Annotated in this window: 15 protein-coding genes; 10 read left to right on the top strand and 5 right to left on the bottom strand. The window is 70.6% G+C overall.

Going from position 1 to position 13,743, the window contains the following annotated elements; genetic code table 11:
• The first annotated feature begins 65 nt into the window (after positions 1 to 65).
• Both OG741_RS28700 and OG741_RS28695 read left to right on the top strand, forming a co-directional pair.
• The gene (locus OG741_RS28700) at positions 66 to 1,091 is read left to right on the top strand and encodes an adenosine deaminase (protein WP_405602642.1); all 1,026 of its coding nucleotides are present in this window, start codon (positions 66 to 68) and stop codon (positions 1,089 to 1,091) included.
• Between the two features lie 21 nt (positions 1,092 to 1,112).
• On the top strand, positions 1,113 to 1,805 hold the full coding sequence (locus tag OG741_RS28695; RefSeq protein ID WP_405602640.1) for a glycerophosphodiester phosphodiesterase: 693 nt from the start codon (positions 1,113 to 1,115) through the stop codon (positions 1,803 to 1,805).
• 18 nt (positions 1,806 to 1,823) lie between these two features.
• On the opposite strand, the gene OG741_RS28690 is transcribed toward OG741_RS28695, so the two are convergent.
• Positions 1,824 to 2,354, bottom strand: a complete 531-nt coding sequence (locus tag OG741_RS28690; protein ID WP_405602638.1) for a hypothetical protein — start codon at positions 2,352 to 2,354, stop codon at positions 1,824 to 1,826.
• Positions 2,351 to 2,920: an HXXEE domain-containing protein gene (locus tag OG741_RS28685; protein ID WP_405602636.1), complete on the bottom strand. Its 570-nt coding sequence runs from the start codon at positions 2,918 to 2,920 to the stop codon at positions 2,351 to 2,353. The genes OG741_RS28690 and OG741_RS28685 overlap by 4 nt, the downstream gene beginning before the upstream one ends.
• A 120-nt stretch (positions 2,921 to 3,040) precedes the next feature.
• Between OG741_RS28685 and OG741_RS28680 the strand changes: the two genes are divergently transcribed.
• Together OG741_RS28680 and OG741_RS28675 are read left to right on the top strand one after the other, a co-directional pair.
• A complete protein-coding gene (locus OG741_RS28680; RefSeq protein ID WP_266488906.1) occupies positions 3,041 to 3,403 on the top strand; it encodes a DUF1304 domain-containing protein in 363 nt (120 codons plus the stop codon).
• Positions 3,400 to 3,975 (top strand): TetR/AcrR family transcriptional regulator, encoded by a 576-nt coding sequence (locus OG741_RS28675; RefSeq protein WP_405602633.1) that lies wholly within the window; start codon positions 3,400 to 3,402, stop codon positions 3,973 to 3,975. Before OG741_RS28680 ends, OG741_RS28675 begins: the two co-directional genes overlap by 4 nt.
• Positions 3,976 to 4,018: 43 nt before the next feature.
• On the opposite strand, the gene OG741_RS28670 is transcribed toward OG741_RS28675, so the two are convergent.
• Positions 4,019 to 5,458, bottom strand: a complete 1,440-nt coding sequence (locus OG741_RS28670; protein WP_405602631.1) for a gamma-aminobutyraldehyde dehydrogenase — start codon at positions 5,456 to 5,458, stop codon at positions 4,019 to 4,021.
• A gap of 165 nt (positions 5,459 to 5,623) precedes the next feature.
• On the opposite strand from OG741_RS28670, the gene OG741_RS28665 reads away from it, so the two are divergent.
• From OG741_RS28665 to OG741_RS28640, 6 genes are all read left to right on the top strand, one after another.
• Positions 5,624 to 6,130: an Lrp/AsnC family transcriptional regulator gene (locus OG741_RS28665; RefSeq protein ID WP_324981522.1), complete on the top strand. Its 507-nt coding sequence runs from the start codon at positions 5,624 to 5,626 to the stop codon at positions 6,128 to 6,130.
• The gene (locus tag OG741_RS28660; protein ID WP_405602628.1) at positions 6,115 to 7,494 is read left to right on the top strand and encodes an aspartate aminotransferase family protein; all 1,380 of its coding nucleotides are present in this window, start codon (positions 6,115 to 6,117) and stop codon (positions 7,492 to 7,494) included. Before OG741_RS28665 ends, OG741_RS28660 begins: the two co-directional genes overlap by 16 nt.
• Before the next feature lie 207 nt (positions 7,495 to 7,701).
• A complete protein-coding gene (locus tag OG741_RS28655) occupies positions 7,702 to 8,433 on the top strand; it encodes an ABC transporter ATP-binding protein (RefSeq protein ID WP_405602625.1) in 732 nt (243 codons plus the stop codon).
• Positions 8,415 to 9,578, top strand: coding sequence for a hypothetical protein (locus OG741_RS28650; protein WP_405602622.1), 1,164 nt, complete (start codon positions 8,415 to 8,417; stop codon positions 9,576 to 9,578). Before OG741_RS28655 ends, OG741_RS28650 begins: the two co-directional genes overlap by 19 nt.
• A 332-nt stretch (positions 9,579 to 9,910) precedes the next feature.
• The gene (locus OG741_RS28645) at positions 9,911 to 10,060 is read left to right on the top strand and encodes a hypothetical protein (protein ID WP_405602621.1); all 150 of its coding nucleotides are present in this window, start codon (positions 9,911 to 9,913) and stop codon (positions 10,058 to 10,060) included.
• Positions 10,061 to 10,144: 84 nt separating this feature from the next.
• Positions 10,145 to 11,077, top strand: a complete 933-nt coding sequence (locus OG741_RS28640; protein ID WP_405602619.1) for a hypothetical protein — start codon at positions 10,145 to 10,147, stop codon at positions 11,075 to 11,077.
• On the opposite strand, the gene OG741_RS28635 is transcribed toward OG741_RS28640, so the two are convergent.
• Positions 11,064 to 12,092: an ABC transporter ATP-binding protein gene (locus OG741_RS28635; protein ID WP_405602616.1), complete on the bottom strand. Its 1,029-nt coding sequence runs from the start codon at positions 12,090 to 12,092 to the stop codon at positions 11,064 to 11,066. The two genes, OG741_RS28640 and OG741_RS28635, sit on opposite strands and share 14 nt — an antisense overlap.
• Complete coding sequence (locus OG741_RS28630) at positions 12,092 to 13,708, bottom strand: ABC transporter permease (protein ID WP_405602613.1); 1,617 nt, start codon at positions 13,706 to 13,708, stop codon at positions 12,092 to 12,094. Before OG741_RS28630 ends, OG741_RS28635 begins: the two co-directional genes overlap by 1 nt.
• Positions 13,709 to 13,743: the final 35 nt, after the last annotated feature.

Genomic DNA, 13,743 nt, shown 5'->3' with positions numbered 1-13,743 from the left:
GTCCCCGGCCGGGCACCCTACGATGATCCCTGACCCGAGCGGCGCATTGAACACGGAGGACCCCGATGACCGATCTGCACCCCTTCATCGCGGGGCTCCCCAAGGCCGAACTGCATGTGCACCACGTCGGCTCGGCTTCGCCGCGCATCGTCGCCGAACTGGCCGCCCGCCACCCCGACTCGAAGGTCCCCACCGACCCCGAAGCGCTCGCGGACTACTTCACGTTCACCGACTTCGCGCACTTCATCGAGGTCTACCTCTCGGTCGTGGACCTGATCCGCACCCCCGAGGACGTACAGCTGCTGACCTTCGAGGTGGCCCGTGACATGGCCCGCCAGAACATCCGCTACGCCGAGCTGACCATCACGCCCTACAGCTCGACCCGCCGCGGCATTGACGAGAAGGCCTTCATGGCGGCGATCGAGGACGCCCGCCGGGCGGCCGAGGCCGAGCTCGGTGTCGTACTGCGCTGGTGCTTCGACATCCCCGGCGAGGCCGGGCTCGAAGCGGCCGAGGAAACCGCACGGCTCGCTGTGGACCTCCACCCCGAGGGCCTGGTCTCCTTCGGACTCGGCGGCCCGGAGATCGGTGTGCCGCGCCCGCAGTTCAAGCCGTACTTCGACCGTGCGATCGCCGCGGGACTGCACTCCGTGCCGCACGCCGGGGAGACGACGGGACCGGGGACCATCTGGGACGCGCTGAACGACCTGCGCGCCGAGCGCATCGGCCACGGCACCAGCGCGACGCAGGACCCGAAGCTGCTCGCCCACCTCGCGGAGCACCGGATCGCGCTGGAGGTCTGCCCGACCTCGAACATCGCCACCCGTGCGGTCGCCGACCTCGACCAGCACCCCATCAAGGAGATGGTCGCCGCCGGTGTGCTGGTGACGATCAACAGCGACGACCCGCCGATGTTCGGCACCGACCTGAACAACGAGTACGCGGTCGCCGCCCGGCTGCTGGAACTGGACGAGCGCGGACTCGCCGAACTCGCCAAGAACGCCGTGGAGGCGTCCTTCCTCGACCCGGCGGGCAAGGCGCGGATCGCGGGCGAGATCGACGCGTACACCGCCGCCTGGCTCGCGCGCTGAGCGAACCCGACAATGGGCCCCATGCGCAGAGTCAGTGTTGTCGGCCATCGCGGCGATCCGTACCGCGTCCGTGAGAACACCCTTCCCTCGCTCCGCTCCGCCCTCGAACAGGGCGCGGACGCGGTGGAGATCGACGTACGCCTCACCCGTGACGACGTGCCGGTGCTGCTGCACGACGACTCACTGAAACGGCTGTGGGGCCACGACCGGCCCCTCGCCCGACTCACCCGGGACGAGCTGCACGAGCTCACCGGCGGCGGGGTGCCCACGCTGAGCGAGGCTCTGAACGCCCTCGGATCGCACCGCGTGATGATCGATCTGCCCGGCGCCTCGAAGGAGTCGGTGCGGACCGTGGTGGGCACGGTCCGCGACTGCGGCGCGGGAGAGCGGGTGTACTACTGCGCGGGCCCGGTCACCATGCTCGCGGTGCGCGCGGCCGACCCGTCGGCCGAGATCGCGATGACATGGACGTCCCTGGCCCCGCCGCGGCCCGCGCTGCTGGCCGCGGTTGGACCGCGCTGGCTCAACTACCGGTTCAGCCTGCTCGGCCAGGAGCTGACGGACCGTATCCACCGGGACGGCATGCTGGTCTCGGCCTGGGTGGCGGACACCCGTCGCAGCATGCGGCGGCTGGTTCGGTACGGCGTCGACTCGATCACCACCAACCGCGTCGACGCGCTGCACGGTGTTGTCACCCCGCGGCCGAACTCGTAGGCCTGAACCAGGCCTGAACTAGGCCGCGACGGCGGCCGGTTCGGGACCGGCCGCCTGTCCCGTCAAGGCCTCCAGCTGCTTGATCTTCCGGCGCAGGACGTACAGCGGGATCACTCCGAACACCCCGAACGACATGTCGACGACCGACCACCAGACGGGGATCCCGCGGATCGGACCGCAGATCAGGGCGAGCGGGATGATCCCGGCGCAGGCGATCATCCCGAACTCGACGACCCAGATGTTCCGTACGGGATCGCGGTACGGGCCGTGGAAGGCGACCGCGATCACGAGGTGGGCGAAGGCGAGCCAGTCCGTTCCGTACAGCACAAAGGGGTACTTCTCGTCGGTGGCGTCCAGCCCGGCCCGTACCCGCTCGATCCACTCCATCAGCGCCGGGAACCGGCCGCCGGTCCCCAGCGAGTTCAACAGGTCTTCCAGCCAGTGCAGTTCGTGCACGAGGGGGAAGGCGGTCAGCCCGCTCAGCACCAGGCAGACGATGAAGACGATCAACCACACGCGTATGCGCCGCAACAGGGCTCGCTCGCTCATGACCGCAGCGTACGCCCGTTGTGAACGTGTTCAAAAACGGGGGTCCCCGTGATCCGGCGCGCGATCGCGTGCGAGACGACCGTGGCACCTGCGGCCAGCGCCAGGCCTGCTGCCGCGTCGCGGGCCCGCGCGGGGCGGAGCACTCCCCCGCGTCGCAGTCGGCCGCGCGCCCAGAGGGTGAACGGGACCACGATCAGCGGCGAGGTCGCCGAGCCCGGGGTGTAGCCGCGTACCGCCGCGGCCTGGGCGAGATGGACGAGGCCGTGGAGGCCGAAGCCGTTCAGCACGGCCTGATAGAAGCCGGACCGGCCACCGGAGTGCCGGCCCGCGACTGCGGCGGAGGCGACGATCGCACCCATCACCCCGACGGCGACGGCGAATTCGCGTTCGTCGACCGACTCCATCGTGCGCCAGAGCCGCTCGGGCACGCCGGGGAAGCGTTTGCGCAGCACAGGGACGTTCTCCCGTATCCAGCGCGGCCCTGTGGCCAGCTCTTCGGCGTCGTGCAGCAGCCATGCCACGAACAGCCCGTATGCGACAGCGGAGTTCACGTGATCCTCGCTCATGATCGCGAGTCTGCTACAGCCCGACGATGAGGTTCCACCCCCTCGCGAACGGCGCCCCCCACCCGTCATGGACATGTGTCTATACTTACTGGACACCTGCCCATGAACTGAGGATCCGCGATGAACACAACGGCAAACGTCCTGGTCGGCCTGGTGGCCGCGCTGCACATCTACATCCTCGTTCTGGAGATGTTCCTCTGGGAGCGCAGGCCCGGCCGTGAGCTCTCCGGCTTCGACGCGGAAATGGCCCGCGCGACCGCCCCGCTCGCCGCGAACCAGGGGCTCTACAACGGCTTTCTCGCCGCAGGCCTGATCTGGGGCCTGATAGCCGCCGACCCGACCGGGTACCGCGTCCAGGTCTTCTTCCTCAGCTGTGTGCTCGTCGCGGGCCTGTACGGCGGCTTCACCGCGAACCGGCGCATCCTGGTGGCGCAGGCGCTGCCCGGCGCGCTCGCGCTGGCGGCCGTACTGGTGGCGGGATGAGCGCCCCCGCGGGAGACCCGCGCGCCGAACGCACCCGGGCCAGGCTGCGCGAGGCCCTGCTGGAGGAGTGCGCAGAGCGTCCCCTCGCCGAGGTCAGCGTCGCGGCGCTGGTCCGCAGGGCGGGCCTGGGCCGGGCCACGTTCTACCTGCACTACCCGGACCTCGGCGCCCTGGCGGTCGACGCCTGCGCCGAGGTCGTACGGGACGCGGTTGACGCCCTTCACGCCTGGCGAGGCACCCCGGATCCCGCCGCTCCCCCGCCGGCCCTGACGGACTTCTTCAGGGACCTGGCCCCGCACGCCGCGCTCTACCGCACGCTGCTCCACGAGGGCGGCAGCGGCCCCCTGGGCGATCTGCTCCACCGCGAACTGCGCCAGCGCAGCCGCAGGGAGCGCGAGCTGGCCGGAGCCCCGTCCGCGCCCCTGATCGCCTCGGCGGTGGCGGCGACCTTCGCGGGCGTCCTGGCGGACTGGCTGCACGGGACGATCGAGGCGACGCCCGAGCTGGTGGCGGCTCAGATCTGGTGCCTGCTGCTGGCGTTGCACCGCACGCCGGTGGCACAGACGGCATGAGAACGGGGCGCGGGAAGCAGTCCCCGCGCCCCGTCAACAAGGCTTACGCGTCGAGCGACGTCATGACGTGCTTGATGCGCGTGTAGTCGTCGAAGCCGTACGACGAAAGGTCCTTGCCGTAACCGGACTTCTTGAAGCCACCGTGCGGCATCTCCGCGACCAGCGGAATGTGGGTGTTGATCCACACACAGCCGAAGTCGAGGTTCTTGGACATGCGCATCGCGCGCGCGTGGTCCTTGGTCCACACGGACGAGGCAAGGGCGTACTCGACGCCGTTCGCCCACTCCAGGGCCTGCGCCTCGTCCCGGAAGGACTGAACGGTGATGACCGGGCCGAAGACCTCTTTCTGGATGATCTCGTCGTCCTGCTTGAGGCCGGAGACGACGGTCGCGGCGTAGAAGTAGCCCTTCTCGCCGACCTGGTGGCCACCGGCCTCGACCTTGGCGTGTGCCGGGAGCCGCTCGATGAAGCCGCTGACCTGCTTGAGCTGGTTGGCGTTGTTGAGCGGGCCGTAGAGCACGTCCTCGTCGTCCGCCGCGCCCGTCTTCGTGTCCGTCGCCGCCTTGGCCAGCGCCGCGACGAACTCGTCGTGGATCGACTCGTGCACGAGCACGCGCGTCGCGGCCGTACAGTCCTGGCCCGCGTTGAAGTAGCCCGCCACCGCGATGTCCTCGACGGCCTTGGGGATGTCCGTGTCCTCGAAGACGACGACCGGCGCCTTGCCGCCCAGCTCCAGGTGTACGCGCTTGACGTCCTTGGCCGCCGACTCGGCGACCTGCATGCCCGCCCGTACGGAACCGGTGATCGACGCCATCGCCGGAATCGGGTGCTCGACCATCGCGCGGCCGGTGTCCCGGTCGCCGCACAGGACGTTGAAGACACCCTTCGGCACGATCGCGCCGATGATCTCGGCGATCAGCACGGTCGAGGCGGGGGTGGTGTCCGAGGGCTTGATGACGACCGTGTTGCCCGCGGCCAGCGCGGGCGCGAACTTCCAGACGGCCATCATCATCGGGTAGTTCCACGGCGCGACCTGCGCGCAGACGCCGACCGGCTCACGCCGGACGATGGAGGTCATGCCCTCCATGTACTCGCCGGCCGAGCGGCCCTCCAGCATCCGCGCCGCGCCCGCGAAGAAGCGGATCTGGTCCACCATCGGCGGGATCTCTTCGCTGCGGGTCAGGCCCAGCGGCTTGCCCGTGTTCTCCGACTCGGCGGCGATCAGGTCCTCGGCCCGCTCCTCGAAGGCGTCCGCGATCTTCAGCAGCACCTTCTGGCGCTCGGCGGGCGTGGTGTCGCGCCAGGCGGGGAAGGCGGCCGCGGCAGCGTCCATGGCGGCATCGACGTCGGCCTGTCCGGAGAGCGGCGACGTGGCGTACGCCTCACCCGTGGCCGGGTTGACGACCTCGATGGTCCGCCCGTCGGCGGCGTCCCGGAACTCCCCGTTGATGTAGTTGCGCAGACGACGCAGCTCGGTGGTCACTGTTGCCACCCCTCCTGTCAGATGTCCGATGGGTGAGACACCCACCCTAATCTCTCGGGTAACGCTTTCGACAGCCCCGACCCTCCACAACTTCGGATTCAGTTAGATTTGACCTCTCGAACAACGAATTTCATCGCTCAGGGGTTGCGGCACAGACGAGTCGCAGTGCAAAGTGAGCCCGTGGCCAGTCGTAACGCAGACTCCAGGAACGGCAGCGGATCGTCCCCGACGATTGACGCCGTCTCCCTCGCGATCATCGAACAGCTCCAAGAAGACGGGCGCCGCCCGTACGCCGCCATCGGCAAGGCCGTCGGCCTCTCCGAAGCTGCCGTACGCCAGCGCGTCCAAAAGCTGCTCGATCAGGGCGTGATGCAGATCGTCGCCGTCACCGACCCACTCACCGTGGGCCTGCGACGCCAGGCGATGGTCGGCATCAAGGTGGAGGGAGACCTCGACCCGGTGGCCGACGCGCTCACCGCCATGGCCGAGTGCGAGTACGTGGTGATGACCGCGGGCTCCTTCGACCTCATGGTGGAAATCGTCTGCGAGGACGACGACCACATGCTCGAAGTGATCAACAAGCGGATCCGTGCGCTCCCCGGCGTGCGCTCCACCGAGAGCTTCGTCTACCTCAAGCTCAAGAAGCAGACCTATATGTGGGGAACCCGATAGCCGTGAGCAAGGACCTCTCCAAGACCGCGTACGACCACCTGTGGATGCACTTCACCCGGATGTCGTCGTACGAGAACGCACCCGTGCCCACCATCGTGCGTGGCGAGGGCACCTACATCTACGACGACAAGGGCAAGCGCTACCTCGACGGCCTCTCCGGCCTGTTCGTGGTCAACGCCGGCCACGGCCGTCACGAGCTCGCCGAGACCGCGTACAAGCAGGCTCAGGAGCTCGCCTTCTTCCCCGTATGGTCCTACGCCCACCCCAAGGCCGTCGAGCTGGCCGAGCGGCTGGCGCAGCACGCCCCGGGCGACCTGAACAAGGTCTTCTTCACCACCGGTGGCGGTGAGGCGGTCGAGACCGCCTGGAAGCTGGCCAAGCAGTACTTCAAGCTCACGGGCAAGCCGACCAAGTACAAGGTCATCTCGCGTGCGGTCGCCTACCACGGCACCCCGCAGGGCGCCCTGTCCATCACCGGTCTGCCCGCGCTCAAGGCCCCCTTCGAGCCGCTGGTCCCCGGCGCGCACAAGGTGCCGAACACCAACATCTACCGTGCTCCGATCTACGGCGACGACCCCGAGGCCTTCGGCCGCTGGGCCGCCGACCAGATCGAGCAGCAGATCCTCTTCGAGGGCGCGGACACGGTCGCGGCCGTGTTCCTGGAGCCGGTGCAGAACGCCGGCGGCTGCTTCCCGCCGCCGCCCGGGTACTTCCGGCGGGTCCGCGAGATCTGCGACCAGTACGACGTGCTGCTCGTCTCGGACGAGGTCATCTGTGCCTTCGGCCGCCTCGGCACGATGTTCGCCTGCGACAAGTTCGACTACGTGCCGGACATGATCACCTGCGCCAAGGGCATGACCTCGGGCTACTCCCCGATCGGCGCGTGCATCATCTCCGACCGCCTCGCCGAGCCGTTCTACAAGGGCGACAACACCTTCCTGCACGGCTACACCTTCGGCGGCCACCCGGTCTCCGCGGCGGTGGGCCTGGCCAACCTCGACATCTTCGAGAAGGAAGGCCTCAACCAGCACGTCCTCGACAACGAGGGCGCGTTCCTCTCCACGCTGCAGAAGCTGCACGACCTGCCGATCGTCGGCGACGTCCGCGGAAACGGCTTCTTCTACGGCATCGAGCTGGTGAAGGACAAGACCACCAAGGAGACCTTCACCGACGAGGAGACCGAGCGTGTGCTCTACGGCTTCCTCTCGAAGGCGCTCTACGACGCCGGCCTGTACTGCCGCGCCGACGACCGTGGCGACCCGGTCGTGCAGCTCGCTCCGCCGCTGATCTCCACGCAGGAGACCTTCGACGAGATCGAAGGCATTCTGCGCAGCGTTCTCGCGGAGGCCTGGACGAAGCTCTAGCCCCTCGTGTCACGGCTGGCTGCTTACGGCTATCGGCCCGGGGCACCCCTCACTCATTCGGCCATCCGAGTGAGATGGGGTGCACCCGGGCCGTGTGCTTCCCGCCACCCCGGTTCTGAATCCTTAGCGTGCCGAGTGACCGATCGGCCCTGTCTTCGTTCCCCCGGACGGGGGAGGGGAAATCTGATCAGAACCGAGGTGTACGCCATGGTGGCCCCGCCGGACAACGATGTGCTCTGGGCGCGTTCCCTGCACCACTCCCACAACGGCTCGCCCGCGCTCGTGGGCGTATCGCTGGGCGTACGGGAGGGCGAGATCCTCGCCGTGTACGGGCCCCGCGGCAGCGGCAAGACCACGCTCCTGAGATGCCTGTCCGGTCAACTGGTCGCACAGGAGGGCGAGGTCTGGTTCAACAGCTCCCCCGTGCACACGCTGAGCCCGCCGCGGCGCGAGCGGCTGCGGCGGGACCGCTTCGGGTGGATCGACTCCGAGCCGACGCTGGTCCCGGAGCTGACGGCCTGGGAGAACGCCGCCCTGCCTCTGCTGCTGCGCGGCATCTCGCACCGCGCGGCGAAGACCGCGGCGATGGAGTGGCTGGAGCGGCTCGACATCGGCGCGTGCGCGCGGAAGCGGCCGCACGCGCTGCTGCAGGCGCAGCAGCAACGGGTCGCCACCGCGCGGGCGCTGGCCGCCACGCCGTCGGTGCTGTTCGCGGACGAGCCGACGGCGACGCTGCACCGGGCGGACCGGGCGCATGTGCTGCGTATGGTCACGGCCGCGGCCCGTTCGCACCGCATCACCGTCGTGCTCGCCACGCATGACGCGGAGGTGGCGGCGCTCGCCGACCGTTCGATCGCCCTCGTCGACGGCCGACGCGTCAACTCCCTCCCGACCGCGGACGCGGAAGGCCGGGCCGCCGAGTGCTCGCTCTCCGTCTAGCCCGAGGCGCGCACCCCCTGGTCCTGCTGCGTCGCCTGATGGTGGCGGCGGCGTCCGCGGGCGTCGGGTTCCTGCTGCTGTGCACGCTGACGTATGCACTGTCCCACCCCACCGACCCCGGCGCGTCCGCGGTACGGCTGCTGTGGTGCCTGATCCCGCTCGCGGCGACGGTGCACTTCGCGGTGGCAGTGGCGCGTACGGATCCGAGTACGCGTCCGAGGCCCGGGCTCTCGGCGATCGGCCTGGGGCCCGTACGGCTGAGCGCGCTGGCCGCGGTGTCGACGGCCGTCTCCGGCACGCTCGGCAGCATGGTCGCGCTGCTGTTCTTCCTCCACCTGCGAGGCGATCTGACGGGGCTTCCGTTCGACGGGGCCGCGGCCGAACTGCTCGCGGCGGACCGGCCATTGCCGCTGGGCGCGGCGCTGACACTGCTCACGCTGGTGCCGCTGCTGTCCTCGGTGGCGGCCGCGCTGACGCTGCGCCCGCGCCAGTCTCCGCCGCGGTCTGCGCAGTCTTCACCCTCCCCGGTGCCTTCTCCCGCTCCGGGCGGGCTGCCGTGGGGGGTCGCGCTGATGGCGGCGGGCCTGGCCGTCGAGACGTACGCGAGCCGCGGCGCATCGGGTTCACCTCTGCCTCTGCCGGGCGAATTCGAGGGCAACCCGGCAGGCGTCCTCGTGGGCTGGACCCTCGCCGCCCTCGGCCTCGCCCTGGCGGGCCCGGGCATCACCCGTTTCTGCGGCCGCCTCCTCCAGGCCCTCCGCCCGGGCCCGACCCGCCTGCTGGCGGGCCGCACCCTGATGGAGGAGTCGAGCCGCATCGGCCGCCCGCTGGGCGTGGTCTGCGCGGTCGCCGCGGCGGCGCTCGCGGCCGCCACGCTGTACGACGACGCAGCTCCCCGCCCCGTCGGCCCGCTCACCGGCCTGGGCGCGGCCCTGGTGATCACCTGCACGACGGCGACGCTCCTGTTCTCGGCCCTGGAGGCCAAACAGGCCCGCGCCACAACGACGGAATCCCTCCGCCGCCTGGGCACCCCGGCCCCCCTCCTCCGCCAGGCGGCGGCCCTGCGAGCGGTAACGCTTCTGCTGGTCTTCGCCCCCCTGACGTGCGGGGTGGGCGCGCTGGCGGCGTTCCCTCTCACGGGCTGAGGGAGCCTCAGCCGCCACGACTCGTGGGCGGCAGGCGGCGTCCCGCAGGTGCCACGAGCGCCGCGGGGCCGGGCCCGCGGCCGACGGTCGCGCAAGGCGCCGCGAAGGCGGCGCACGGGGCCGGGGGCAGGGGGCGTCAGCCCCCGCATCGCCCGGCACGCGGGTGCCCGACAAGGCGAGGTGCGGCGAGGCCGACGGCAGCGCAGGGCCGGTCCCGCAGGACGCCGCGAAGCAGGCACACGGGACCAACGGGGGCGCCAGCCCCCGTAGTTGCCCGGCACGGGGTGCCGGGTAGGGCAAGGCGCCGCGGCGAACCGACCCCCACGGTCCTCGTGAACCGCGTGCACTGGACGCGGACGCTCCCCGCCTGGCCACTGCTCCAGTCCCTCGCGATGGGCCGCGCGATGGAGTCCCGTATCGCGCTCGTCGACTCGGTCGACGAGGCTCCGGCCGCGCTGATGAGCCTGACCAGCGGCGATTAATCACCGAAAAGCAACTTCGGAGGCCGAACACGCGTCTGGCAGTCCAGCCGGAGTTGGACTGACCCCACGTGAACGGAGCCCCTGGTGCTGATTGGCCTACTGACCGCTGTCGCGGCCTCGATCTGTTATGGCACGGGGTCGGTGCTCCAGGCCGTGGGATCCCGCAGGTCAGCCCGGGAGGCGGCCGCGTCGGGCGTCACGCAGCACGGCGGGCCGAGCCTGTCGTCCACCGCGAAGGCCGCGATGACCTGGGAGTTCATCGTCGGCACCATCCTGGACTTCGTCGGCTTCGGCCTGGGCGCGCTGGCGGCCCGGCTGCTCCCGCTGTTCCTCTCGCAGACCGTGATCAGCGCGAACCTGGTGATCACGGCCGTGCTGAGCGTCAAGCTGCTGGGCATCCGCCTGAACCGCGCCGAGTGGACCTCGATCGCCGTCGTCTGCTCGGCCCTGGTGCTGCTGGGGTCGGCCGCGGGCCCGGAGGGCAGTGGCCACACCCCGATCGCGACGCACTGGTGGCTGCTGGCGATCTCGCTGCTGCTGATGGTCGGCGGGACCGTCGTCGTACGTCTTCTCGGCGCCCGCGCCGCGATCCTGGCCGGTCTGCTGTCGGGTCTCGGCTTCGGCGCTCTGGGTGTCGGCGTACGCGTACTGAACGGCATCGACCCCTTCGACCTGGGCGCTCTGCTCGCGGACCCGGCGCTCTACGCGATCCTGGTGGCCGGGATCGGCGGCATGTATCTGCACACGATTGCCCTTCAGATCGGCTCGGTGAACGGTGCGACGGCGGCGCTGGTGGTGGGCGAGACCGTACTGCCGGGCATGATCGGCGTCCTGTGGCTGGGCGACACCTCGCGCGAGGGCTTCGCCTGGATGGCGTTCCTCGGGTTCGTCCTGGCGGTGGCGGGCGCCGTCGCGGTCGCCTGGTTCGGCGCGCCGGAGGCTCATGGCACGGAGCCACAGCCGCAGGAGCCCGGCGCCGACGAGCTGCGTCCGGAAGAGGTCGTCACCGTTCGCTGAGCACGACCACGTCCTCGGCGCCGAAGACCACGCCCACTTCGGCTCCTTCCTCCGGCGCGTCCCGCAGGGAGCACTCCGCCTCCAGCGGCGGCGCGCCGGCGGGCCTCAGCCGTACTGCGACATGGTTGCCCCGGAACGTAAGCCCCTCGACCCTGCACGCCAGCCCGGACGACGCGTCGTCCAGCCGTACGCCCGCGGGCCGGACCAGGATCTTGCACTCGCCCTGCGGCGAGCCGTCCGGCACCGGGATCTTGCCCCACACCGTGTCGGCGGCCGTCCCGCTCACCGTCGCCGCCACCACGTTGTCGAAGCCGAGGAAGCGTGCGACGAATTCGGACGCGGGCCGCTGCCAGACCTCCAGCGGAGTGCCGGCCTGGGCGATCCGCCCGTCCCGCATGACCACGACACGGTCGGCGAGGGCGAAAGCCTCACCCTGGTCGTGAGTGACCGCCAGCACGGTGGTGCCCAACCGCCCGAACAGCTCCCGCAGTTCGACGACAAGCCGCTCCCGCAGCCCCCGGTCCAGCTGGCCGAGCGGCTCGTCCAGCATCAGCAGCCGGGGCTCCGGCGCGAGCGCCCGGGCCAGCGCCACCCGCTGCTGCTCGCCGCCGGACAGCGAGGCCACCGCCCGGCGCTGTGCGGCAGGCAGCCCGACGAGCGTCAGCAACTCATCGACGCGGCGGGCCCGTTCGGCCCGGCCGACACCGCGCATCCGCAGCCCGAAGGCGACATTGCCGCCCACGTCGCGCTGCGGGAAGAGCTGGTGGTCCTGGAACATCAACCCGACTCCGCGCCGGTGCACGGGCACCCCCGCCTGGTCGGCGCCGGACAGCAGCACCCGCCCGGTGTCCGCGGACTGGAGTCCGGCAACGATCCTCAGCAGGGTGGACTTGCCGCTGCCGCTCGGCCCGAGCACGCAGACGATCTCGTGCTCGGCGACCTCCAGGTCCACCGCGTCGAGCGCCGCGCGCGCCCCGAACCGTACGGTCACATCCTCCAGTCGCAGCAAGGCCATCAGAACTCCCCGGAGGTTTTGTCGGTACGGATGCGTTCGAGGAGCAGCACCGCTGCCGCGCACACCACCATCAGGATCGTCGAAAGAGCCATCGCCTGACCGTAGTTGAGCTCGCCGGGCCTCCCGAGCAGGCGTGCCACGGCGACCGGCAGGGTCGGACGGTCGGGCCTGGCGATGAAGACGGTCGCCCCGAACTCACCGAGCGACACGGCGAAGGCGAACCCCGCCGCGATCAGTACGGCACGCCGCACCATCGGCAGATCGACCTCACGCCAGACCCGCAGCGGCGAGGCTCCGAGCACGGCCGCGGCCTCGCGCAGCCGGTCGTCGACCGCCCGGAGGACGGGCAGCATGGTCCGTACGACGAAGGGGACACCGACCAGTGCCTGCGCCAGTGGTACGAGAATCCACGAGGTACGCAGATCCAGCGGCGGCTTGTCGAGGGTGATCAGAAAGCCGAAGCCGACGGTCACCGCGGAGACCCCGAGCGGAAGCATCAGGAGCGCGTCGAACCCGCGCACGAACCGTCCCGCGCGCCGGGTGAGCGCGGCGGCCGCGAGCCCGCCGATGAGCAGTGCGATGCCGGTCGCCGCCAGCGCGTACCGCATCGAGTTCCAGATCGCCTCGATCGGCGGGACGAGGAAGCTGCTGCCTGCGTCTCCGGTCGACTGCAGGGCCCGGTAGAAGTCGAAGCCGTAACCGCCCGGCCCGTCCAGCGAGCGTTCGACGAGCACTCCGAGGGGCACCAGGATCAGCAGCAGCACGGTGAGCAGGACCCCGCCGAGCAGTGCCCACTGCCGGGGACCGCGCGGCCGGCGCGCGGTCTGAGCCGGGTCGACCAGCTTCAGCGCGGTCTCCCGCCGCCGGACCGTCGACGCGTGCACCGCCAGGATCGCGCCCACCGCGGCGAACTGAACCAGCGTGAGCACGGCCGCCGTGGGCAGATCGAGCAGTTGGGCCGTCTGCCGGTAGATCTCCACCTCGAGCGTCGAGAACGTCGGTCCGCCGAGGATCTGTACGACGCCGAACGAGGTGAAGGTGAAGAGGAAGACCATAAGAGCGGCGGCGGCCACGGCGGGTCCCAGCGCGGGCAGCGTCACCCGCCGCCAGGCCGCGAACCGCCCGGCACCCAGCACGCGCGCGGCCTCCTCCTGACGCGGGTCGAGCTGTGACCACAGACCGCCCACGGTCCGTACGACGACGGCGTAGTTGAAGAAGACATGCGCGAGCAGAATCGCCCACACAGTGGTGTCCAGCCGGACGCCCCACAGCTCGTCCAGCAGTCCCCCACGGCCGAGGAGGGCCAGGAACGCGGTCCCGACGACGACGGTCGGCAGCACGAACGGAACGGTCACCACCGCCCGCAGCAGCTGCTTGCCCGGGAAGTCGAAGCGGGCGAAGACATACGCGGCGGGCAGCGCGATCAGCAGCGTGAGCGCGGTGGACGCGAGCGCCTGCCAGGCGGTGAACCACAGCACGCGCTGGATGTCGGCGCGGCTCAGCACCTCGCCGATCCGCCCGAACTGCCATACCCCGTCGACCTGGAGGCCGCGGCCGACGATCGAGACGACGGGGTAGGCGAAGAAGACCGCGAAGAACACGGCGGGCCCGGCCATCAGCCCGAGCCGTGCCGCATTCCCCCGAACGGAAC

The sequence above is a fragment of the Streptomyces sp. NBC_01410 genome (assembly GCF_045040195.1).
Lineage (GTDB): Bacteria > Actinomycetota > Actinomycetes > Streptomycetales > Streptomycetaceae > Streptomyces.
This window is presented reverse-complemented; position numbering and strand designations above follow the sequence as displayed.

Excerpts from the sequence above, each read along its gene's own strand:
- OG741_RS28700 (WP_405602642.1), top strand. The coding sequence starts at position 66 with ATGACCGATCTGCACCCCTTCATCGCGGGGCTCCCCAAGGCCGAACTG.
- OG741_RS28695 (WP_405602640.1), top strand. The coding sequence starts at position 1,113 with ATGCGCAGAGTCAGTGTTGTCGGCCATCGCGGCGATCCGTACCGCGTC.
- OG741_RS28690 (WP_405602638.1), bottom strand. The coding sequence starts at position 2,354 with ATGAGCGAGCGAGCCCTGTTGCGGCGCATACGCGTGTGGTTGATCGTC.
- OG741_RS28685 (WP_405602636.1), bottom strand. The coding sequence starts at position 2,920 with ATGAGCGAGGATCACGTGAACTCCGCTGTCGCATACGGGCTGTTCGTG.
- OG741_RS28680 (WP_266488906.1), top strand. The coding sequence starts at position 3,041 with ATGAACACAACGGCAAACGTCCTGGTCGGCCTGGTGGCCGCGCTGCAC.
- OG741_RS28675 (WP_405602633.1), top strand. The coding sequence starts at position 3,400 with ATGAGCGCCCCCGCGGGAGACCCGCGCGCCGAACGCACCCGGGCCAGG.
- OG741_RS28655 (WP_405602625.1), top strand. The coding sequence starts at position 7,702 with ATGGTGGCCCCGCCGGACAACGATGTGCTCTGGGCGCGTTCCCTGCAC.
- OG741_RS28635 (WP_405602616.1), bottom strand. The coding sequence starts at position 12,092 with ATGGCCTTGCTGCGACTGGAGGATGTGACCGTACGGTTCGGGGCGCGC.
- OG741_RS28630 (WP_405602613.1), bottom strand. The coding sequence starts at position 13,708 with ATGGCCGGGCCCGCCGTGTTCTTCGCGGTCTTCTTCGCCTACCCCGTC.